This is a genomic window from Thermoflexibacter ruber (genome assembly GCF_900113045.1).
Lineage (GTDB): Bacteria > Bacteroidota > Bacteroidia > Cytophagales > Thermoflexibacteraceae > Thermoflexibacter > Thermoflexibacter ruber.
Map to the genome: position 1 here is coordinate 1 of NZ_FONY01000048.1, position 21,365 is coordinate 21,365.

Here is a 21,365-nt window from a genome sequence, read left to right on the forward strand (position 1 = left end):
TGCCTGTAAAGACCTCTACTTTCCACTTTTTATTTTTCAACAGTTTACTTACTCCATTGACTTCGGTTTCGGTTTCTGGCAAATCCCTCCATTGTATTTCGCTGACTGCCTGATTGGTAGATTGTATTTCGCTGGTCTGCTCCTCGTTTCCTCTTACCTTAGCGACTGCGGTTTGGTACTCCTCCTTGCTCATGCGGTACTGAGGTCTGCCAAAGAGTAGCGCAGTCTTTGCTGTATTTTCTTGCACCTTGTTTTCCAAGATTTCTTTCAGGTTGGTCAGTAGCTGGATTTGGTAGCCCTCCTCTACGACAAACTTTTTGGTCTGTGGATTTTGTAGGGTATTTAGGTTGATTTGGTGATAGATGCCGTCAGGGGAGAGATAGACAGTTTTCACATTTTCCCCTAACTGCTCGGCAATAGGTTTCCAAAAGGCATTGTAAAGCAGAGTATCCTCAAAAACTTTGGGGTTCATGGTAACTTTCATTAGCTTTTGGTAGGCTGCCCAATAGGTAGTTTCCAATTCCTTTCCATTCTTGAGCAGAACAGGTTTAATGTCTGCTTTAGTGAGTATTAAAGCCAAGTAAGTGGTATCTTGCTTGTTTTTTTCTTGATTTTTGTACTCAGTTTTAATCATTTCTATAGCGACTTCATTTTCACCTAACTTTTGCTGAATGTCTTGACAGGTATAGGTAGGTGGGTTAAAAGCGGCGGTGAAGTTCGCAGAACGTAGAGAAAGTCCTCTTTCCAACTCATTGGCTTGGTTTTCCAACTTAGCAATGTCGATTCCCTGTTTTTCCCTTTGGGCTATGGGCAGGTTATAGGCTTTGGAAATGCTATTTTTGATTGCCTGCCAGCTTTCAAATTGGTTGATAAGGGCTGTATCTCCACTTGCCAAGATGCGCTTTTTCATTTTTTGCGTTTCGGAAAGAAGCAAGCCCTTGGTTTGGAGTTGGAGGTTGATGGCAGTTTGGAGGAGGATATGTCTGGAAAAAGTTTTATCTGGAAAAAGTTTTATCTGGAGGAAGTTGATAACATAACCGTGAAAGTTAGTAAAAAAACTTTGATTGGCATTGATGTAAAGTTTCTTTTCATTTTCGCTAAGGTTAGTAAAGTTTATTTGCAATTCTTTGAATTTGGCTTTAGCTACTTTGATGTAAAAATATTCAGCTTTATCATATTCATTCTGAGAAAAATAAGCGTATGCAAGATTATTAATAGTAGCTATGTACATAGAATGATTTTTATCTAATATTTCCTCTTGTATTTTGGTTGCTTGTAAATAATAAGAGATAGCGTTTTCATACTTTTCTTGTAGTGCATAGAAATGTCCCAAATTATTCAAGGAAGCAGCATAATCAGGAGTTTTTTCGCCAAGCATCTTACGAATTTGAGTTGCTTCTAAATACAAAGGTTCTGCCTTAATATAATTACTTTGTAATTCATATAATTTTGCTAAATTATTTACCGAGTTGGCGTAAAAAGAATTATTTTTACCAATTGTATTTTTACGAATTTGAATTGCCTCTATGTATAAAGGTTCTGCTTTGGAATAATCTTTTATTGTGTAGTATAAATACCCTAAACTATTCAATATTTGAGCATAATTAGGATGATTTTCTCCATGTAGTTTTTTAGTAATATCTTTGGCTTCATTAAGAAACAAGATAGATTTATCATAATTACCTTGTGTGATAGAAACTTGAGCCAAGTTATTTAGCATATTTGCATAGTAGCTATTTTCCTTATTTTTACGCCCGAAAATCTGAAGAGACTCTGTATAAAATAATTCTGCCTTGACATAATTTCCTTGGCTATTATAAAACAAACCTAAACCGCCTAAAAAATTTGCATAATTAATATCCTCCTTAGTGTTCACTGTCTTTATCCATACTTCTTTTGCTTCTTTGTAAAGAGGCTCTGCTTTTAAGTAAAGCCCTTGAGCTTGATATAAAATAGCTAAGTTGCTTAAACAAGAGGCATATTCACTACTTTGTTTTCCCAATATATTTGCTACGATTTTCATGCCTTCTAAGAAATATTTTTCAGATAATGTATATAGCCCTATCTCTTGATAACATATGCCAAGGTTAGTACATGTAGTTCCATAATTTTCATTTTCTCTTCCAAACTCTTTTTCTGCTTGCATAAGTGCTTTCTCGTATGTTTGAATTGCCTCTTTATACTTACCTTCGCCTTCAAGAACTAACCCCAAGCTGTCGAGTTCCTTCCAAGTTTGGGCTTGTAGCGAATTTGAAATAAAGAATCCAAAAATTTGGAATAGAAATGCAACAATCTGGAATCTGGAATAGGTTTTTAGCGTTTTCATGGCAAAAAAGGTTTTGGTGATGAGATGTTTTTCTGTGCCGATTTTTGTAGTACTAATTGTATATTAGAGTTTTTACTTGCTTATAATCAATGAGTTAAATACAGAATGCTTTTTTAAAATAATGATTTTGGAACACGGATTTTACAGATTGGACAGATTTTCACTGATGAATTTTATCAAAAAATCTGTGTTTCATCAGTAAAAACAGTATTATCCATGTTCTATAAATAAATGAGTCAGTAACAATTTAGATAAATTAAAAACAGCCGTCTACCCCTATCTGAATCTTTTAGTAGGTATTTTACCTCTGAAAAGTAACTTTTCTGCTGATTTTTTGCAAGTAATTTCTGTCAAATTTTATCTTTAACTATCCTCTGACTTGACGCGTACTTAGCAAAGTAGAGTTACTCCAATAGACTTATGCCACCATGCCTTGTTTAGCTTTTACATACTCGAGAGCGGTATCTATGCTATGCAAGGTAAAACTTTGGAAATTAACATCTTTAGCTTCTTCTAAAATCTGCTCTAAACTTAGTTCTTGAATCAAGTCTTCTTTTCTCAGCACAAGGAAAAGTTTTTTCATGCTAATCTGAACAGCGGGCTTGATGATATGTTCGCTAAGCCAGACTTGTAATGATGGAATCACGACAAACTCTGATTCGCGGAAATCTGCAATTACATACTTGGGCTTATGTTTTGATAGAAATTGGAGTAGCGTTAGCATAGTGTTTTGATATTCCTCTTCGGTCATCACAAAGTTGGCGGGTTTCCAGTGATAGGTCATCAAAGAAAGGTCAGGATAGATATAGACTTTGATATATTTTCCGTCGTAAAGGAGTTGCATAAGCGTTTCTGTATGTGATTTGGTGATTTACCTAAATTTTTTGAGAAGAATAACAATAACTTGGAATAAATCTTCTCTTTGGATATAGTCATACTATTGACTGATTTTACAAAGATATAAAAGATGAGCAATTTTTTCTATATAAGATAGCATTATGTTTTAGTTACAACCAAAACAAAATGTCAGATTAGCCTATTTTTTTTAAAATACTTTTTAAATTTACTGCATTATTTGCCATTCTTTCCTTTACTTTACATAGCTTAATATATTCATTATCAACCTATAAAACATGTATAGATTTTTTACTATACTTTTCTTCTTGTGCATCTTCTGGATATTTTTTGCTAATGCCCAAGAAATAGTTGTATTCCAACAAGAAAAGGAAATCGTCAGCCTATCCGTACCTAATCAGGTCAGCGTCTTAAAAAACAAGCCTCTTTTTCAAGAAGTTTTAGAAGAAAACGGGCAAAAAGTCTATATGCTCACTCATACAGACGCTCAGTTGTCCGCCAAGGCAGCGGACAGTATGGTTACGTGGGTAAAATTTTCTCTACAAAACCGTATGAGTAAAGATGTTTACTTAGAAGTAGGCAGTTTTAGTATTCCTTATTTTGAAGTGTATGTACCAAATAAAGTAGGGAAATACACAATGAAAAAATTGGGAAATATTCTTCCCGCCTCAGCCAAAGAGGTAAGAAGTAATCTTTTCCTTATTCCTCTCATAAGCGGGCAAGATACGCTTACCAAAGATTTTTATCTTGCCTTTTATCACCGATATACTCATCTTGCTCCTGTTGAGGTAAGCACTATCCCGCTAAGGTTAGGTAGCCTTCCGCTTTTTATCAAAGAAAGCCACAGCAGAGATTTATTTTTTGGCTTTTTTATTGGTATCATCTTCATTATGTCCGTGTATAACTTCTTTATTTACTTGTCTATCAGGGAAAAAGCCTATATTTACTACATTTTACATATCTTGTTCACTGGACTTTCTACGATAACTTTTGTAGGCTATGGCTTTGATATTTTTTGGGCAGATTTCCCCCAATTCAATCAATATGTTTATGCTTTTGCGATTAACCTACCCAACTGCTTTTTGATAGGCTTTTCTATTTATTTCCTCGAGACCTTCAAGTATGCACCTGTTTGGCATAAAGTACTGCTGCTTTTCATTTTTCTGTTTATCGCCAATACACTCTGGGCTTTAACGGGTGATTATGCCTCTATTGTACTTGGGCAACTGCTCATCTTGATACTTTGCTTATGCCTTTTTATCGTTTCTTTGCGAACTTATCTCAAAGGACATAGGACTGCTCGCTTTTATATTATCGCCAATACTTCTTTTATTGCGGGGGTGGTAACTATTATATTGGTAAGTAATAAACTTATTCCTAATAACTTTTTGACGGCTCATGCTAATCAGATAGGAACGGTATTGGAAATTTTACTGTTTTCTCTTGCCTTGACGGATAAAATCAAAACCTTGACCCTTGAGCGAGAAGAAGCCCAAAAAGAAAACCTAAGATTAGTAGAAGAGCAAAAAGAAATCCTTGAACAAAAAGTAAGAGAAAGAACCAAAGAATTAGAAACAGCTAATCAAGAAATAATAGCTCAAAATGAGGAGCTGATGCAACAACAAGAGGAAATCTTGGCGGTAAACGAAGCCTTAGAGCAAAGTCATAACATTATTAAATACACCTCAGACAGGCTCAATAAAAGTATCCAATATGCAAATCAAATTCAGCAGGTAATTCTGCCCCAAAAAGAAAAAATTAACCGCTTTTTTAAGGAATACTTTGCCCTTTATTATCCCAAAGATGTGGTTTCAGGAGATTTTTATTGGTTTACTTTGCTTAGCGACCACAAAGCTATTTTTGTATTGGCTGACTGCACAGGACACGGTGTGCCGGGTGCCTTTATGAGTATCATTGGCAATACCCTGCTTCACGAAATTACTAAAACTAAAAATATTCATCTACCTTCTGAAATACTTTATAATTTGGATATAGCGGTGAGAAATATCCTAAAACAAGATGAAAGTAAAAACTCTGACGGCATGGATATTTCAGTGTGCTTTTTTGAAAAGCAAACCAATAGCAATACTTATCAAATCATCTTTGCAGGAGCAAAGAGCGACTTGTTTTATGTGAAAGAAAATCAGATACATAAATTGAATGGAGATAGAATTACGATAGGTGGACTTTCCAATAGGATAAAGACCTTCAAAGATGAAAAAATTACTCTGCATGAGGGAAACTTGCTTTATTTTAGCTCTGATGGCTACATAGACCAAAATAACCCTGAAAGAAAAAGGTTTGGCAGTCAGCAGTTCCAAAATCTGCTTTTTTCTATTTCCATACTTCCCATGCAAGAGCAAGAAACAAAGCTATTGGAAGTACTAAAAGCCCACCAACAAGCGGAAGAGCAACGAGATGATATTTCGGTGATAGGAATAAGGTTGTAAATAGATTATCAGAAAATAATAGCTGATAAAACATTTTCCTTAGAAACACTTTTTAACAAACAATGTACCTATCTTTGCGTTATTGATAAGGTATCCACAAAACTAATAATTTAGATGAAATCTACTTCTTTTCCACAAATTATCAAACGTTTGGCGGATTTATCTAAGCATACGCTTGGGCTTTCTGAATTGAGATATGATGTAAACCAACTTGTTGATTTTCAAAATAATATAGAAATATTCATCAACTTACTTACCGAAGTAAGCCAAAAGCAAGATTTGACTTTGCTTAGAAGTGAAACAGCCAAAAATGATTTTGCTAACCTTTTAAAAGCCTCTGAAATACCTGTTTTGACTTTTGTAGTGGAAGATGAACAAACCCTACCTATCATCTTCTTCCCCACCGAAGAAGATGCTTTATGGGAGGCATACCTATACAAACAAGACAAAGAGGAGCATATCAAAGATATTACTCCTTACCTGAATATGCTCCATCTGAGCGAAGAGGATACGGTGATTTACTTTACTCCTTTTCCTCTTACGCCTTTAGTTTCAGAAAATGACGGGAAAAAAATAGAACCGCTTTCTCCACTGAAGCGACTTTTTCGCTTGTTGAACTTAGAAAAAAGAGATATTCTCTATATTTATTTCTACGCTTTGATTATTGCTTTGATTGGCTTGACCTTGCCTTTGGGGATTCAAGCAATGATGGATTTGGTTTCGGGAGGTGTGATTTTTAACTCCATCGTTTTGTTGATAGCTTTTGTGATTGTAGGTATCTTGGTGGCTGGGGGACTACAAATACTGCAATATACGCTGGTAGAGGTAATTGAACGTAGGATTTTCGTCAAGGCGGCTATGGAGTTTAGCCATCGCATACCCAGAGTACGCACCGAAGCCTTAGTGAATTATTATGCGCCAGAATTGATGAATCGTTTTTTTGATGTACTTACTTTGCAAAAAGGCTTACCTAAGTTACTGATAGACATGGCGGGGAGTGCGTTGCAGATTATATTTGGTCTGATATTGCTTTCTTTTTATCACCCATTTTTTGTATTTTTTGGGGTGGGGGTAGTATCTGCACTGACTATAATGATTTATTGGACGGGGCCCCAAGGATTAAGAGCAAGTATTGTAGAGTCTAAATACAAATATAGAGTAGCCCATTGGTTAGAAGAATTGGCACGTACCTTAGAGGTATTCAAAATGGCAGGGCATACCTCCCTCCCGTTGAGTAAAACCGAGTACTTAGTCAATAACTACCTCTATTACAGGAAAAAACACTTCAAAGTGTTGATGATACAATTTAGTAATATTGTAGGTTTCAAGACCGTAGTTACTGGTGGCTTGTTGATTATAGGGAGTTATTTAGTGATAGATAGACAGATTCAGTTAGGGCAGTTTGTCGCTTCAGAGATTGTAATAATTCTGATTCTTGGTGCTATAGAGAAGTTGATTTCAGGGATTAGTACGGTCTATGATATGCTTACTGCGGTAGATAAAATAGGCTATGTTACTGATTTGCCTTTGGAAAGGAAAAGTGGTATCTTTTTCCCAAACACTCATACCGCCCCTTTAGCTGTTACTATTAAAAACCTGAAATATAAATATCCTAATAGCTCCCAATACGCACTCAAAGATATTAATTTGGAGATTAAGTCAGGCGAGCGCGTGTGTATAGCAGGTTTTGGCTCAGCAGGAAAAAATACTTTTGCCAAAGTACTCAGTGGACTGTTAGATTCCTATGAAGGCTCTATCATACTGAATAACTTTTTCTCTATGAGAGAAATAAGCCTACCAAGCCTTAGAGATGTTGTAGCGTCTAATTTTTCCACTGATGACATTTTTGATGGTTCTTTTTTTGAAAATATACAGATGGGGCGTAGCAATATTTCCTACGAAGATGTAATTTGGGCAATCAATAACTTAGGGCTAACCGATGTAGTGCATAATCTCCCTGAGGGCATACACACCGAACTCATTGCAGGAGCAAAATATTTTTCTAATAGCGTACTTACCAAAATTACCATAGCACGTTGTATAGCCGAAAAGCCTAAACTGCTGATACTAAATGACTTTTTACACTTCTTGGAAAAAGAGGAACGACTAAAAATACTCCAATTCCTCTTAGATAGGAAAAATCCGTGGACTTTAATCTGCGTTTCCAATGACCCTACTATGCTGATTAACTGTGATAAGATAGTAGTGATGAAAAAAGGAGAGATTGTAGCCAAAGGTAGTTACAACGAACTGTTGCCAAACAAAGATTTTCAAGAAATTATCATTGCACCAGAGGAAGTGAAATTGGATATGTTTAAAGAGAACAACTCATAAGACTTCTTGCGAAAGTGTTTTTTTTATTGCCTCACCCCTGCCCCTCTCCTTCTGAGAGGGGAAATAAGTAATTTCGCAAGAACTCTAATATTTAGATGTTGCATTACTCATTGAGGCATATCTTTTGCCTTTGTATTTTTTATTTTTACAGATAAAACATTATCTTTGTTTAGAAAATCAATTTTGCAAGATATGATAAGGTTCGCTTTTTTATTTGCTCTTGTTCTCTGTATTGTTTCTACAAAGACCTCAGCACAAATCTTGGACATAGAGGAAGAGGATACTACGGCAACAAGTGGTGTAGAACTCACTACTGACGTGCTTCCTTCCATAGAGCTAAATACCAAAGCCAAAAAACAAGAAAAAGGTAAAAAAAGCCTATTGGCAGAAATGGGAATTGTGAAAAATAAAAGCCAAGTCAGTAAACAAAAACAGCCTAAAAATGAATACTATGGGGTAAAAACCTCACGCTCTTTTATCAAGCACTTGCGTGGAGAAAACATTATGATAGAGCGGTTTCAATACGTCAATGAATACAAAGCCCCGCCACCGCATAACGAAGAAATATATTACCTCAACAAGAAAAAACGAGAAATTACTAAGTCGAATAAGTTTGACAAAGAAAATGGGGCTTTATTGCACGGATATTATAGAAAAACTTGGAATGGAGAAACGCTGGAGGAAGGGTATTTTTATTTTGGAGTAAAGCATGGAAGGTGGGAAATCTTTGATAGAGATACCAACTTAGTTGCTAAGTATTACTATGACAAGGGTTTATACGAAGATACCCAAATTACTTATTATGATGCAGGGAAAACGAAAGTCAAAGAGATAATCCCCTTGCATCATGGCGTAAGGCATGGCACTTACAAGGCTTTCTATGAAAGTGGCAGACCCAAAGAAAGAGGAGAATACATAGACGGAGAAAAAGTAGGAAAGTGGTACGAGTACTACGACCAAACCAAGTATGCCCGCAAAAGAGAAATAGTGTATTCTAATCGTCCCTTTGACGAGAAGTTTCAGTCATACGTTACCAAAGAATGGGACGATAAAGGCAAGTTGATTGTCAATCAAGTAAAGTAAAGAGGAATCTCATGAAAACGTATTTTAAGTATTTGTTTTGGACGATACTCTTACTACCTACTATTTGGCTAATCAACACAGTATGGTACAAGCCGTTTGACATAGACGACTTCTATGAACGCTTAGTCATACAGCATGGCTTAGAACAGCCAGAGGAAATGTCCCGCTTCAAGTTTTGGAAAAAGTATGGCATTGATTTTTATAATGATGAGCTAAGCGATATTTCTGTAGAAACTTCTCTGCAACGTTCTACTCGCCTAAAAAGGGATTTTGAGATGCTCAGAAGCTACAAACGCTCTAAGCAAACCCCTTCTCAAGTGATTTCTACTGATGTCTTAGATTGGTACTTAGAAAATGAGGTGCATCAATATCTTCTTTACAAAGACTATCACTATGCCATCAACCACATAGACGGGGCGCATCTAACCCTTCCTTTCTTTATGGCTTCTTCGCACCAAATCAAAGACTATGCAGATGCAGATGATTACATTCTCAGAATGAGCAAATTTGAAAAGTACTTTGAGCAACTAATTAGTAAAATTATCGCACAAGAGGATTCTGGTTTGGTCATGCCTAATTTTATCATAGATAATATCTTAGTGCAGGTAAGTGATTTTATTAGAGAAAAGCCACAACAAAATATATTATACGTTGATTTTTCCAAAAAAATAGACAAACTCCCCAATATTACCCCAAAGATAAAAAGCGATTTGACTAACCAAGTAAGGAACTTATTGGAAACGATTATTTATCCTTCTTACCAAAAACTTATTCGCACATTGGACGAGATTCGCGAAAATCGCCAAAAAAATGAGGATAATGTAGGGATTTGGAGGTTTGCAGAAGGGCATGGCTACTATAACTTCATGCTTAGAAAGCAAACCAATGACGAGATTTCTTCAGAAGAACTCTATCAGTTAGGACTCATAGAAATAGACAGTCTTACCTATCAAATGCAACTGATATGCAATCAATTAGATTTTGACAAGACTAAGAATGTCGGGGAATGTCTCAAAAGCCTGAGTCAAGACTCAATGTTCTCTTATCAAAATAAAACCAAAGAGGAATTGGTAAAAGACATAAAAACATTGGTACATGAATTAGAAGAAAACCTGTCCTATATTTTTGAAACGAAGCCTCGCACAAAACTGATTATACAAACTGTGCCTCCTTTTAAAGAAAAATATGCTCCCAATATTTCCTATCAAAATTTTTCTTTGGACGGAAATTCTGCTGCAATCAGCTACTTAAACCTTAGCAAAAAAAATAATTGGAGAAAATTTGAAAATCGGGCTTTGGTATGCAAAGAAATACTATTGGGCAGGCATTTCCCCACAGCCATTCAGAGAGAAGCCAGTATCCTGCCTACTTTCCGCCGTATTCTTAGCTTTGATGCTTTTAATGAAGGATGGGCGTATTATAGCTTACATTTAGCCAAAGAGTATGGATATTTTAAGACTCCCTACGACCAGTTAGGAATGTTGCACCTTTGTCTGGTCAATGCGGTAAGTATGGTAGTAGATATAGGCATACACACAAAAAAATGGAGCAGGGAACAGGCTATTGACTATTTTCGCCAGCACACCGGACTAAGCGACACGGAAATTTCATACCTTACTGACCTTGCCATTATCTATCCTGCCAGAGCCTGTTCTTATTATACAGGTTATCAGCAAATTATTTCCCTGAAAGAGAAAACTCAGAACCTACTTGGGGAAAAATATAACAACAAAGATTTTCATGAAATACTCTTGCAAAATGGGGCTGTTCCTCTCAATATACTTTCTAAAATCATAAATAGCTACATAGAAAGGGTAAAAAATGAAAAATTTTAACTTTTGTGAAAGTATGTATCTGCTTGTATAATTATTAAGATAAAGAGTTGATTATTAAGTTTTTAAAACAAATATACCAAAAGCAAAAATAAATAATTTTTTAAAAACATACTTAAAGGCATTTTTTTTGTTAAGTTTTTAAATTAGTTTTGTCAAAGAAAATTTATAATTTCGTGAATTGACTTTTATTAATCAATAAGATAAATATACACATTAAAACATCTGATAAAAACATCGCTCTTTTTACAAAAATCAGATTATCTTATGAAATATTTTAAAGTACTGTTTTTTATAACAACCCTACTTTTGTCAGTGGTAGATTTTTCTTTTGCTCAAAAAGACAATCCTACTGAAAAACCCAAATACACTGTTTACAGCAAAAATAAATACAAGCAAAATCCCAAACATACATGGTCTTGGTTCAGCCGTAAGCGTTATTATAGTGCAGGTTTAAGCATCAATGCGATGAACTACTTTGGAGATATTACTCCACAACCAAGTTTTACGAGTTTAGATATTAAGTTTACTCGTATCAACTTTAGCGGTTATATCCAAAGAAGATTGTACCCTGGCATTACAGGACGTTTGGCATTTTCGTATGGCAGAGTAAAAGGGGAAGACGCCTCTGTAAGTCCAGATAAACCTCGCTGGGACCACAATCAGTTTCGCTATATCAGAAACCTAAGTTTCAGGAATGATTTGTATGAACTTTCTGCGGTAGGTTTGTTTGATTTTGTAAAAAATAGAGGGGTCTTTTATAATAGACCTAAAAGAGTAATACCATATCTGACGGCAGGGGTGGCAGTTTTTTATCATAACCCAGAAGCTATCGCTCCCTCTCAAGACCAATTGGGCAATCCTTTGGCAGAAGCAGGAGAGTGGGTCAAACTCCAACCTCTCGGCACGGAGGGGCAAGGATACGAGCCTTATACCCGCTACAACGTTCAGGTCAATGATACGCTTACTTATGGAGGTGGGAGAAAGTACTCCAAAGTTCAGGTAGCATTCCCTTTAGGTTTTGGCTTGCGTTACAAAATCTCAAGCCGTTGGGACGTTGCTTTTGAGGTTTCCTATCGCTTTACTTTGACTGACTATTTAGACGATGTGAGTAAAAATTACGTAGATTTGGGAATTTTTGGCGATAATAATTTAGCGAGAGCCATGAGTGACAGGTCAAGAGAGGGAGGTAGAGCAGCCGCAGTAAGGTCGGTAATTACAGGTGATTTCTTAGGAGATTACCGATATGTAGGCGTAGATGGAAGAACTTACACTACCTTTACAGGATTTGGTAATGACCAATACATAGATAATATCAGAGGAAACGTAACAGACAGAGATGTGTACATAGTTACGGGTTTTCATATCTCTTACATCATGCCTGGGCAGGTAAGATGCCCAGAACCCTTTAAAAAGATTTTCAGAAGGCACAGATTATAAAAAGTAAACTTCATAGATAGCGAAAAGTGGTATATCTTGCTATTTATGAAGTTTCTCTTCAGTACCCTTCCAACATTTTATACTTACTCCATGGCAATACTTTTACATCTTGTTTAAATAAAATTACACAGTCATAGGCTTTTTAAACTTTTATTGTATGGGAAACTGTAAAGCTGGCAGTTTATTATTCATTTGTTGGGTGGGGTTTTCTTTCCTTTTCTTTATTCATTCACAAAGTTTTGCACAAAAAATTGAGATAGGAGTAGGAGTAGGAGGAGTAAATTACAAAGGCGATTTAGCTCCTAACTTTCAACCCCTGAATGTCAGACCTGCGGGAGAGGTTTTTTTTAAGTACAATCTATACTCTTTTTTAAATTTCAAGGCAGGCTTTATGATGGGGGAAATTGGGGCGAGAGATGAGCAATCGCGCGACCCCTTTTTGCAGCAAAGAGGCTTATTTTTCTCTGGCAAGCTCCGAGAACTCTCAGCAAGAGTAGAATATAACTTTTTTAACTTTCGCCCTAAAAATAATAGAAGAAGGTTTGAAAAATGGTGTCCTTTTCTATTTGCAGGCATAGCAGGAGTAAACTACGATGTCAGAAATAATTTTACAGACAAGAAGGGCTATCAAAGTACTCAAATTGTCATTCCTTTTGGGATAGGAGTGAAGCACTTTTTACACCCAAGTTGGAACATGACCTTAGAGTTTGGAGCGCGAAAAATGTTTACAGATACTTTAGAGGGCATAGAATACAATCCTAATGACCCTAAATTTCGTCAAACTAATCCTGAGAATATGGACATGTATTTTTATTCAGGAATTACTATTAGCTATCTGTTTCAAGGGATTAGATGTCCTATTACGTTTTAGATAATGAAGATATATGTCATCAACTTAGCAGAGGCAACCCAACGTATGCGTCTCATGAGCAGTCAGTTAGAGGCACTTGGCTTGCCTTATATACGTTTTGAGGCAATAAAAGGTAGCACACTTACCACAGAACAAATAAGTCAGTGGTGTAATATGAATGCCATAGAAAGCAACCCCACTTGGCTCACTCGTGGAGCGATAGGCTGTGCTTTAAGCCATTGGAGAGTATATCAACAAATAGTCCAAGACAAATCAGAGGTCAGCTTGATATTAGAGGATGATATGCTCTTGCCTGCTGATTTTGAAAATATTTTAAAAGCCATCACCCAGCAAATCAAAGATAATGAAGTCATATTGCTTTATTTTCAATCTTTTACAGAAGTAAAGTTTTCTTTGCAACAAAAAACTACACTATATAAAAACTATGAATTAGTATATCCCATGGATATTAGCAGACTGGGAGCAGCAGGGGCTTATGTAATTACCCAGCAAGTCGCCCAACGCTTAGCCGAGAGAATTTTTCCTATCTCAGCCGCCGCAGATACATGGCATTTTTTTCATCAAAGAAAAGGCTTCGATACGCTTAGGTGTGTTCTCCCTTTCGCTGTTACTTCCTCTCTTTCAGAAAGTACCATTGATTACATCAAAAAAGATAATTTGTTTGGGAAGATTAAACACTTTGCGGTAAAGCACAATCTTTTCTTTATCAGTAATTTACTTAAATGGAACAGGAAAAATATATGGAAAAAGCTCACTAAATATTCCTTCAGTGAGGAAACTTCGCCATTTGCTCAATCCTAAAAACGAGTATAAGTTTAGATATTATATTCAATATCTTTCCTTCATACGCTCTACTATCCAAAAAACAGCAGGGCATATTTCTATATTTTTTAGGGTTAAATCCAGAATTTGCACCATTCTTTTGCGGTCAGTATGCGGGTATTCTCTGCAAGCAGTAGGGCGAGCCTCGTAAACTGTGCAATAGTTTTCCGAGTCTAAAAAAGGACAAGGAGCAACATTCAGTACATAGTCATTGTCTTCGTCAATATGTAGATATTTTTCTATAAACTCCGAAGGTCTAATTTTCAAAAACTTAGCAAGGCGTTCTATGTCCCTTTCATAAAAAATAGGGCTGGTTGTTTTACAGCAGTTGGCACAATCAAGACATTCTATTTGCTCAAAAACCTCTTCGTGGAGTGCATGAAAAGTATCATCTAAGTTTTTAGGTTTTTTCCTTTTAAGTCGTTCAAAAAGTTGCTTATTCTCTGGATAGGCTTTTTGGGCTTTTTCTTTGGGAGGGCTAATATCTATGCTCATAAGTCGTTTCAAATAATAGAAGTAAAGAAGCAAACTTTTAGAAAAGTTTGCTTCTTTATAAAATTTGTACTACGGTTGAATCACTATCTTTTTTGTAACAAGGTTGCCATCTATGTAAAGATGAACCAGATACATCCCTGCACTTAGTTGGGGAAGTGCAATATTTTGTTGATAAATCAGCCCTTTTACTGCTGAGTCATCTGCATATATTTGCCTACCTGCTAAGTCAGTAACCACTGTTTTGAGTTGTTTTACATTTTTCTTGAACTGAGCGTAGATAGCAAAAGTCCCTTGACTTGGGTTAGGATATACTTTTACATCTTCCTTACTTACTAAGTATTCGTCTAAACCGACTACTCCAGATTGGATTTGCAGGTTGTCTATTGCCCAACCCCAGCCATGCGCCGCCTCGTCAGAGAAAAGTCGGAAGCGAACCAAGACCTCATCGTTAGGACGCAATCTATCTAACAAATTGATGATTCTTGGACGGAAAAGACTTGGAGTTCCTACTGTGGTAGAATTATTGCCTACAATTCGGCGATTGTAAGCGGTGAGCCAGTCATTGTTTGCTCGAGAGTCGTACCCATCTAATAGTCTTGTCCATGTTCTTCCTCTATCTCTTGACGCTTCTACGATTACATAGTCCCAAAATTCAAAATCTCCAAACACACTACCTGGGTCGCCTGGTTCTACCAATACAATCTCATCAAAGCGAATGAAAGCGTCTTGATTTTTTACAATAATTGGAAATTTCAACTGGTAGATGTAATCGCTACCACTATACCCCGCTACACTTGTTAGCCCTGTCCCGTCTTTGTAAGGATGGTCTGAGTGAATCGCACCATTGCTAAATCCGTCAGGTTGCTCTATACGGAAAGATGCCCCAAAGAAGTCATCAGAAGGTGCGTCAAAATTATTTTCGTAAGAAGCCCTTGCTTGCCCAAAACCCTCTATTCTTACAGTATGAAAACCGTCGGCAGATGGACTGACCGCCTTGTTTTTCTTAGAAGAAACATCTATAGCAGTAATTCTATATTTAAGCGTGCCTCCTGCCGTCAAAGAGCCAGCAGGAAATGCAATGATATTTCCAAAGGCATCATCTCCCAAATCAAATAAAGGAATACCTCTCAAAGGTTGGTCGTTGATAGCATACTCTAAGTAAGCGGTATCTACACCTAATAGGTCTGTAATTGTGGCTGCCACAAGTAGCGTATCTGTACTCTCTAAGATAAAGGCATCAGGCGTATGGGTAATTACAGGCGGGTCATTGTCTATAGCTACAGCAAATCCGAAAGGCAGACGAGAACCTGTAGAAGGTAGTACGATTTCTCTGCCTTCAGGGGATTTTGCAGAAAAATAATAGTAAATCTCTTTATTAGCATTAGGGGCTGGTAGTTGGAAGGAAAACTCTCCATTAGCACCTACTCTCATTGCCTCAGTTTTTCCTGCGGTGCGGAATCTATCTTCTGAATAAATCAGATTAACGGTAAAGCGATTAAAATTTCTGGTCGTATCACTGACTAATCTTACTCTAAAGTCTATAGGCTTGTCTATTTGGTCAGAGTTATTGATAGGAGTATGCTCTATTTTTGTCAATATCCAGCCCATTTCCACAAGCATATTAGTAGCAAGCGGTCCCGGGTCTAAAATACTCTCCCCGTTACTTGCCGCAGGGGTCATCAGTGCATCTCTTGTGCCTCTGTATGTATTTTGGTCAAGATGAGAAATACTTGAACCTCTGCTAAACATGGAAGGAGCATATAATTTTATGCCCTGTCCATTATTTTTACTAATGACGTATGGGCTTTCAAAAAAAAGATTATCACTTCTATAAGCAGTAGCTAACTCGGCTGAGGGATTGCGAAAAATATTGGTATCTGCTAAGAACCTACCTCTTTCATCAGCTACATAAGTATCATAGACGGTAGGATTACGCGTTCCTCCTGATTCTAAACCTAAGGTGCCATTATTACTTTCTATATTGACTTGGGCGGCGAAACCTAAGCCGTGTGCCAATTCATGCAATACAATAGAAGCAAAATCTATTTGATTGCTGGCAGGTCTGCCATCGGTGCCAAAATACCAATTAGGATTATTACTACTAAAATTAGCCATTATATCAGGTTCATTGTTATTTAGGTTTCTTCCTGTAAATTTTTCTGCTAAGGCTTGTGGATACCAAACAGGAAATTTAGGGAAAAGAGGACTGCGCCTATACGAAGTAGTGTTGGCACTTCCTAAGACGTTAGCTCCTAATGCACTCCAGTTAGCCTGCACATTGATAGTAACAGGAGTATAAATGAGATTTCGCCAAATATCTACGGCATACTCAAAGGCATTTACTGCTGCATTGGGAAAGTTAGCACTGTACTGCACTACTATATTGGCGCCTGCTTCTGTTCTCGCATTAGCTTTTCTCTGTAAATATATTTCAGGCGGAGGAATCCGCAAAGTCCCACTTTCTCCACTTTTATAACAAACTACAATAGGGAATTTTCGGAGTACTTGTTCTCCAAAATCTCTAACAACTTTACCTTTTTGAGTATCTTGCGTCTGCGACAAAGCTGGAAAGAACACAACAAATAAAAGGCATAAAACCAAAGTAAGTGTACGGTGTATTTGCATATAGGCACAAATTAAGGGTTGAGAATTTTTTAAATTTAATACTTTGTTTTTGCTAAATAGCAGAGAACTAAAACAGGACTAAATTTATTAAAAAATAAGCCTAATCCTGCTAAAATGTTTTAATATTTAACAATAATGCAAAGATTTAACAAACATAGTACGTACACCGTACTTAAAATAGTTGCATTATGACTTTATTTTTGTTTCTTCGTACTTAGAGGGGCATTTCATCAAGATTTCACTTGCTACAAAGTTTTCTCCCTTGCACTTGCCTATGATGACTATTTTTTCAGATTTTTTAAAGTCTTGCATAGAGGGAGGGGGATTGTAGCAAACTACTCTAAAAACCTGCTTGCTTTCATCTATTAGATTAAAAGCCAAAAAGTTAGGGTCTTTTAAAGGGTCATATTCTACCCCTATAATCTCACCTTGCTCATTTTTAGTGAGTTCGCCAACAACGTGTACCTTGCTGTCCTCTCCTTTTTGGGCAAGGGCAAGGGCTTGCTGATAAGTAACGTATTGGCTGGCATCGCCTGCCGAGGTAATGATAACCCCAATAGCCGCCGCAATAACAACGAGAATGAATATATGTGATTTTTTCATGGTTTGACTTAAAAATTAGTTATATACATGACTAAATTAGAACGTACTTGTCTAATAATTTTGTGGAACTACTTAGTTGCTAATTCCTCAAATTGTTTCTTACAAATTTCTAAAATTGTTGTTAAAACATTAAAAAGTAGATTTTGTTCATTAATATCAAATCTTTGTCTGTACGCTGTAAAAACTTGCGCTTTTAGCTGAGCAACCTCCCATATTTCTCCATTGGAAACTATGCCAAAAACAGTAATTTTGTTATTTAGGTTAATTTGTTGGATAGCATACATTTCTAAGCCACATTGCGCCCAACCTCCTGTAAAATCATCTTTTTTAGCTTCTATTACTGCAATATATGGCATTTCAAATATAATTTTCCCTAAGGCTGACTTTTTGGAAATCAAATAATCAGGTATTCCTGAAAGTTCGTCATTGTATTCAATAGGCTGATGACTCCAAAGAGCAAAAATGTCTGAATAGAGTTTCCATGAAGCCTTTAACGTAGGATAAATTAAATTTTCGCAGATAGCCGCCTCAGATACTTGGTAAGGAATTTCTTTTAAAGTAAAATTAATATCTTCTATCCAATAAGCAGGAGGTTCGTACTTAGTAATTACCTTAAAATCAGCTTCTTCATACTTAATCAAGTATTTCTTTAGTACATCTGCTAATGATTTGAATTGTGAAAAACTCATGCCTTTTACTAATCTTTACTGCTTTACTTGTTTTTCCAAAGTACTAATTTTCTTATCTAACACCACCAAATACACAATAATTCCACTAAGAATGGTCAAAATCACTGCTATCACTACATAAATCTTGCCTTCCTCTCTGAACTTATCTGCCATAGGTATTTCCTGATTCGCATAATCTTTTTCTTCTATTTTTATTTTGTCGGTTTGCTGGGCTTGGACAAAAAACGAAGCAATGAAAAAGCAAAACAATAGTATATATCTTTTCATTTTTAGAGTAATTTATTGATAACCAAAAGATTAAAAATATGCTTTCTATAAGCACATCAAAATTACAGATAAAAAGCCTTTTGAAAAGATAAAAAGCAAATTAATTTGGAGAAGTGCTACACAGTAATTGAACCTATCAATAAAATGTTTACTTGTTCAGTAACTAATTTCTACTATTTTTGCTTCATTGCCTTGCAAAGTAAAATCCACATAAATAGACTGTTCTACTTGTGAAGTGCTAAAAGACTGCACTTTCCCATTTACCAATACGGTTTGGGCTTTACTAACCCCTTTGGGAAGTAAAAAATGGCAATGGATTTTTTCACTGCTCCCTGCTATATGGACGATTAGCTTTTTTTGTGCTTTCTTGTGCAAATAAGTGTAAGCTATATAGCCATTAGACGCAGGATAGTGAACGCACGCATTAACAGAGTCAGACAGGGTTTCATTCCATCGTGGGGCGAGCCTAACCTCATGGAAAGCACAAGCATTAGGGACATCTTTTACGCCCGCTAAACCTTCTATTAGCCCTGCCATTGCTGTTGCTGCCGCCCAATTATCAGGACCTCCAAAAGAGGGTGCTTTGACGGGGACGTAGTGCGGTTTATCTGCCAAAGTAATGCCTAATACAGTATAAATGCCTTTGGTTTCAGGTGCATGAAGTACAATTTTGGCGATTTTCTTGTTGGGTTCAGGGTTATCAAGGGCGCACCAACTTAGCCCTACTCCTTCGCTGACTAAGTTTTTTCCATACCAAGCAATGCCCGCATAGTCGTTTTGTAGTTCAGAAAACCACCAATAAGTCAAGTGTTTACCCATGACAAGGTACTGATACTTTCTGCTTCCATCTTCATAGACAAAAGAAATACCTCCTACGATGTTTTCAGAAGCAGGTTTGGAAGAAGTATGCAAAAAATACACACAAGCGGCATGTTCATTGACAGGGATTTCTATAGAAGAAGGTAGATTATTTTCTTTTCCTACAGCAAGTACTGCTTTCCTGTTGTTTTTAGCAGGGTCTATGATGTTAAACTTAATATTAGCCAATGTCTGCTCGCCAGTGGGCAATTCTCTCAAATCATCTCCTATTCGCTTGCCCAGCATCCAAGTATTTTCTTCTTGTTTTTCATTTACCCAAAAGTCCATATTTGCCAGAGAGTTCAAATTTAGTGGCTTGTAATTGGGTGGGGGAGGTGGGGGGAATATTGCTCCTGTATAGGCAAAATAAATTTTATTGTCATATTTTTTCCCCAATTCAAACAAACGGTTCAAAATATCTGCGCCATAGCTTTCATAACCATTTTCAAAAGCCCCGCGTGCCAACTCGCCTGCTACATGTCCGCCTACCCCTCCATTCATGTACTGCCATTTTGCTCCATGCAAATCGAAACCTCGCTCAAAAGGAGGGTAAATCGCATACCACTCAGCGGGCGAACCTTGTGGCAAGTGATTTTTTAAGTTCAAATAGGTTTCTATGATTGCCTTGCTCTGCTCTTTGGACAAAGGACGATTGAGCGAATAGGCATTGGATTGAGCAATTTGAGAACGCTCATCTACACCCAAATTTCGCTTGACGGTAGAATCCTCATCTATGAAATGGGTATAAAACTTCCCATTCCAAGATAACTTGTCCAAACGTTCTTTAAAAATTTTTCCTCTTTCTTTGAATTTCTGAGCCTCTGCGGTCTGCCCTACATACTCCAACATCTCAGCCAGCTCGTAACAAGCGGCGATATAACCTGTATTATCTCCAAAAAATATCCCAAATTTAGATTTCTCAGGGTCAATAATCATGGTATTGGTCAGTCCTATGTCGGGCATATACTCGTCCTCTACAGCAAAGTCCCAAGAATCAATGGTATAAACTCGTTTAAGCAACTGAAAACGTTGGCTGAAGCGGGCAGGGTCTTTATAGATGTAATCCATAGCTTTCATAGCAGAGGGAAGCGTTTTCTCTAACCACGCTTTGTCTCCTCCTGACTTCCAGCACATATACACCGTATTGACATAAATATATTCAGGGTGATTTTCAGTGGGTTGGCGCACAAAATAGCGGTCGCCAATTTTTTTGGTATAGCCCGATTTTTTATCTCTTGTATAAAAGTAGTCAGGATTAGACATATATTGAACAAAACTGTAAATCATACCGTCCTCTCGTTGTACTTCTCGCATCAGGTCAATGAACTCATGCCCTACACCACTAAAATATTTCAAACCCTTCATCGTATGGCAGTGGTCTAAGGTCCAAGGTACAAAGTAGTTATAGACTTTCCCATTCCAACTTACGCTGCCTACTTCGCTGTCCAAGCCTTTTCTAAACATCTCAAACATTTTCTTGTAATAACCGCCGTCATCTATTTGGGTCTGGGCTTTTACCTCAAAAGCAAACAAAGGTGTCTTTTTTCCTTGTTTGTCCAAACTGCTTACTTGGTGCTTGCCCAATGCCCCACTCACTATAAAAGGTACGATTGGCTTGGCGGAACTGTAAAAATATTCTTTCCCTTGTGCATCGCTTACTATGATTTTTTCTCCTTTTGCCCCTAAAATATACAGTTTGTCTAAGGGAGAGGCGGAGCTAACAGGACGTGCTGTACCTGTTTGCATATCAACTACTTGTCCTTTGGAAAAAGTAAAGACAAGTAAAAATAAAAAGGTAAAAAGTAAGTTTTTCAT

15 protein-coding genes are annotated in these 21,365 nt (G+C 36.8%); 7 read left to right on the forward strand and 8 right to left on the reverse strand.

Going from position 1 to position 21,365, the window contains the following annotated elements; all coding sequences use genetic code 11:
* Positions 1–2,326 (reverse strand): tetratricopeptide repeat protein (locus BM141_RS19400; RefSeq protein ID WP_091549124.1); only part of this gene is annotated, 2,326 nt, incomplete at its 3' end.
* Positions 2,327–2,744: 418 nt separating this feature from the next.
* The gene (locus tag BM141_RS19405; RefSeq protein WP_091549125.1) at positions 2,745–3,170 is read right to left on the reverse strand and encodes a hypothetical protein; all 426 of its coding nucleotides are present in this window, start codon (positions 3,168–3,170) and stop codon (positions 2,745–2,747) included.
* A 289-nt stretch (positions 3,171–3,459) separates the two neighbouring features.
* On the opposite strand from BM141_RS19405, the gene BM141_RS19410 reads away from it, so the two are divergent.
* From BM141_RS19410 to BM141_RS19440, 7 genes are all read left to right on the forward strand, one after another.
* Entirely contained in the window at positions 3,460–5,631 is a 2,172-nt protein-coding gene (locus tag BM141_RS19410; RefSeq protein ID WP_091549126.1) for a 7TM diverse intracellular signaling domain-containing protein, read from the forward strand.
* 114 nt (positions 5,632–5,745) lie between these two features.
* A complete protein-coding gene (locus BM141_RS19415; protein ID WP_245764117.1) occupies positions 5,746–7,965 on the forward strand; it encodes a peptidase domain-containing ABC transporter in 2,220 nt (739 codons plus the stop codon).
* A gap of 192 nt (positions 7,966–8,157) precedes the next feature.
* Complete coding sequence (locus tag BM141_RS19420) at positions 8,158–9,048, forward strand: toxin-antitoxin system YwqK family antitoxin (RefSeq protein WP_143091006.1); 891 nt, start codon at positions 8,158–8,160, stop codon at positions 9,046–9,048.
* 11 nt (positions 9,049–9,059) lie between these two features.
* Positions 9,060–10,883, forward strand: coding sequence for a DUF885 domain-containing protein (locus tag BM141_RS19425; RefSeq protein ID WP_091549128.1), 1,824 nt, complete (start codon positions 9,060–9,062; stop codon positions 10,881–10,883).
* 264 nt (positions 10,884–11,147) lie between these two features.
* Positions 11,148–12,320 (forward strand): hypothetical protein, encoded by a 1,173-nt coding sequence (locus tag BM141_RS19430; RefSeq protein WP_091549129.1) that lies wholly within the window; start codon positions 11,148–11,150, stop codon positions 12,318–12,320.
* 157 nt (positions 12,321–12,477) lie between these two features.
* Positions 12,478–13,191, forward strand: a complete 714-nt coding sequence (gene porG, locus BM141_RS19435) for a type IX secretion system protein PorG (protein WP_091549130.1) — start codon at positions 12,478–12,480, stop codon at positions 13,189–13,191.
* Between the two features lie 3 nt (positions 13,192–13,194).
* Positions 13,195–13,992, forward strand: coding sequence for a glycosyltransferase family 25 protein (locus BM141_RS19440; protein ID WP_091549131.1), 798 nt, complete (start codon positions 13,195–13,197; stop codon positions 13,990–13,992).
* Between the two features lie 27 nt (positions 13,993–14,019).
* Here the strand turns inward: BM141_RS19440 and BM141_RS19445 are convergent, their stop codons facing one another.
* From BM141_RS19445 to BM141_RS19470, 6 genes are all read right to left on the reverse strand, one after another.
* Positions 14,020–14,541: a YkgJ family cysteine cluster protein gene (locus BM141_RS19445; protein WP_317039497.1), complete on the reverse strand. Its 522-nt coding sequence runs from the start codon at positions 14,539–14,541 to the stop codon at positions 14,020–14,022.
* A gap of 36 nt (positions 14,542–14,577) precedes the next feature.
* On the reverse strand, positions 14,578–17,133 hold the full coding sequence (locus tag BM141_RS19450; protein WP_091549133.1) for a T9SS type A sorting domain-containing protein: 2,556 nt from the start codon (positions 17,131–17,133) through the stop codon (positions 14,578–14,580).
* 186 nt (positions 17,134–17,319) lie between these two features.
* On the reverse strand, positions 17,320–17,736 hold the full coding sequence (locus tag BM141_RS19455; RefSeq protein ID WP_091549134.1) for a cytochrome c maturation protein CcmE domain-containing protein: 417 nt from the start codon (positions 17,734–17,736) through the stop codon (positions 17,320–17,322).
* A 68-nt stretch (positions 17,737–17,804) separates the two neighbouring features.
* Positions 17,805–18,425: a hypothetical protein gene (locus BM141_RS19460; RefSeq protein WP_091549135.1), complete on the reverse strand. Its 621-nt coding sequence runs from the start codon at positions 18,423–18,425 to the stop codon at positions 17,805–17,807.
* A 15-nt stretch (positions 18,426–18,440) separates the two neighbouring features.
* Positions 18,441–18,692: a CcmD family protein gene (locus BM141_RS19465; protein ID WP_177217466.1), complete on the reverse strand. Its 252-nt coding sequence runs from the start codon at positions 18,690–18,692 to the stop codon at positions 18,441–18,443.
* Between the two features lie 156 nt (positions 18,693–18,848).
* Entirely contained in the window at positions 18,849–21,365 is a 2,517-nt protein-coding gene (locus tag BM141_RS19470; RefSeq protein WP_091549136.1) for a hypothetical protein, read from the reverse strand.

Coding starts and splice junctions, on each gene's coding strand:
- BM141_RS19405 (WP_091549125.1), bottom strand. CDS start 3,170: ATGCAACTCCTTTACGACGGAAAATATATCAAAGTCTATATCTATCCT.
- BM141_RS19410 (WP_091549126.1), top strand. CDS start 3,460: ATGTATAGATTTTTTACTATACTTTTCTTCTTGTGCATCTTCTGGATA.
- BM141_RS19415 (WP_245764117.1), top strand. CDS start 5,746: ATGAAATCTACTTCTTTTCCACAAATTATCAAACGTTTGGCGGATTTA.
- BM141_RS19420 (WP_143091006.1), top strand. CDS start 8,158: ATGATAAGGTTCGCTTTTTTATTTGCTCTTGTTCTCTGTATTGTTTCT.
- BM141_RS19425 (WP_091549128.1), top strand. CDS start 9,060: ATGAAAACGTATTTTAAGTATTTGTTTTGGACGATACTCTTACTACCT.
- BM141_RS19430 (WP_091549129.1), top strand. CDS start 11,148: ATGAAATATTTTAAAGTACTGTTTTTTATAACAACCCTACTTTTGTCA.
- porG (WP_091549130.1), top strand. CDS start 12,478: ATGGGAAACTGTAAAGCTGGCAGTTTATTATTCATTTGTTGGGTGGGG.
- BM141_RS19440 (WP_091549131.1), top strand. CDS start 13,195: ATGAAGATATATGTCATCAACTTAGCAGAGGCAACCCAACGTATGCGT.
- BM141_RS19450 (WP_091549133.1), bottom strand. CDS start 17,133: ATGCAAATACACCGTACACTTACTTTGGTTTTATGCCTTTTATTTGTT.
- BM141_RS19455 (WP_091549134.1), bottom strand. CDS start 17,736: ATGAAAAAATCACATATATTCATTCTCGTTGTTATTGCGGCGGCTATT.
- BM141_RS19460 (WP_091549135.1), bottom strand. CDS start 18,425: ATGAGTTTTTCACAATTCAAATCATTAGCAGATGTACTAAAGAAATAC.
- BM141_RS19465 (WP_177217466.1), bottom strand. CDS start 18,692: ATGAAAAGATATATACTATTGTTTTGCTTTTTCATTGCTTCGTTTTTT.
- BM141_RS19470 (WP_091549136.1), bottom strand. CDS start 21,365: ATGAAAAACTTACTTTTTACCTTTTTATTTTTACTTGTCTTTACTTTT.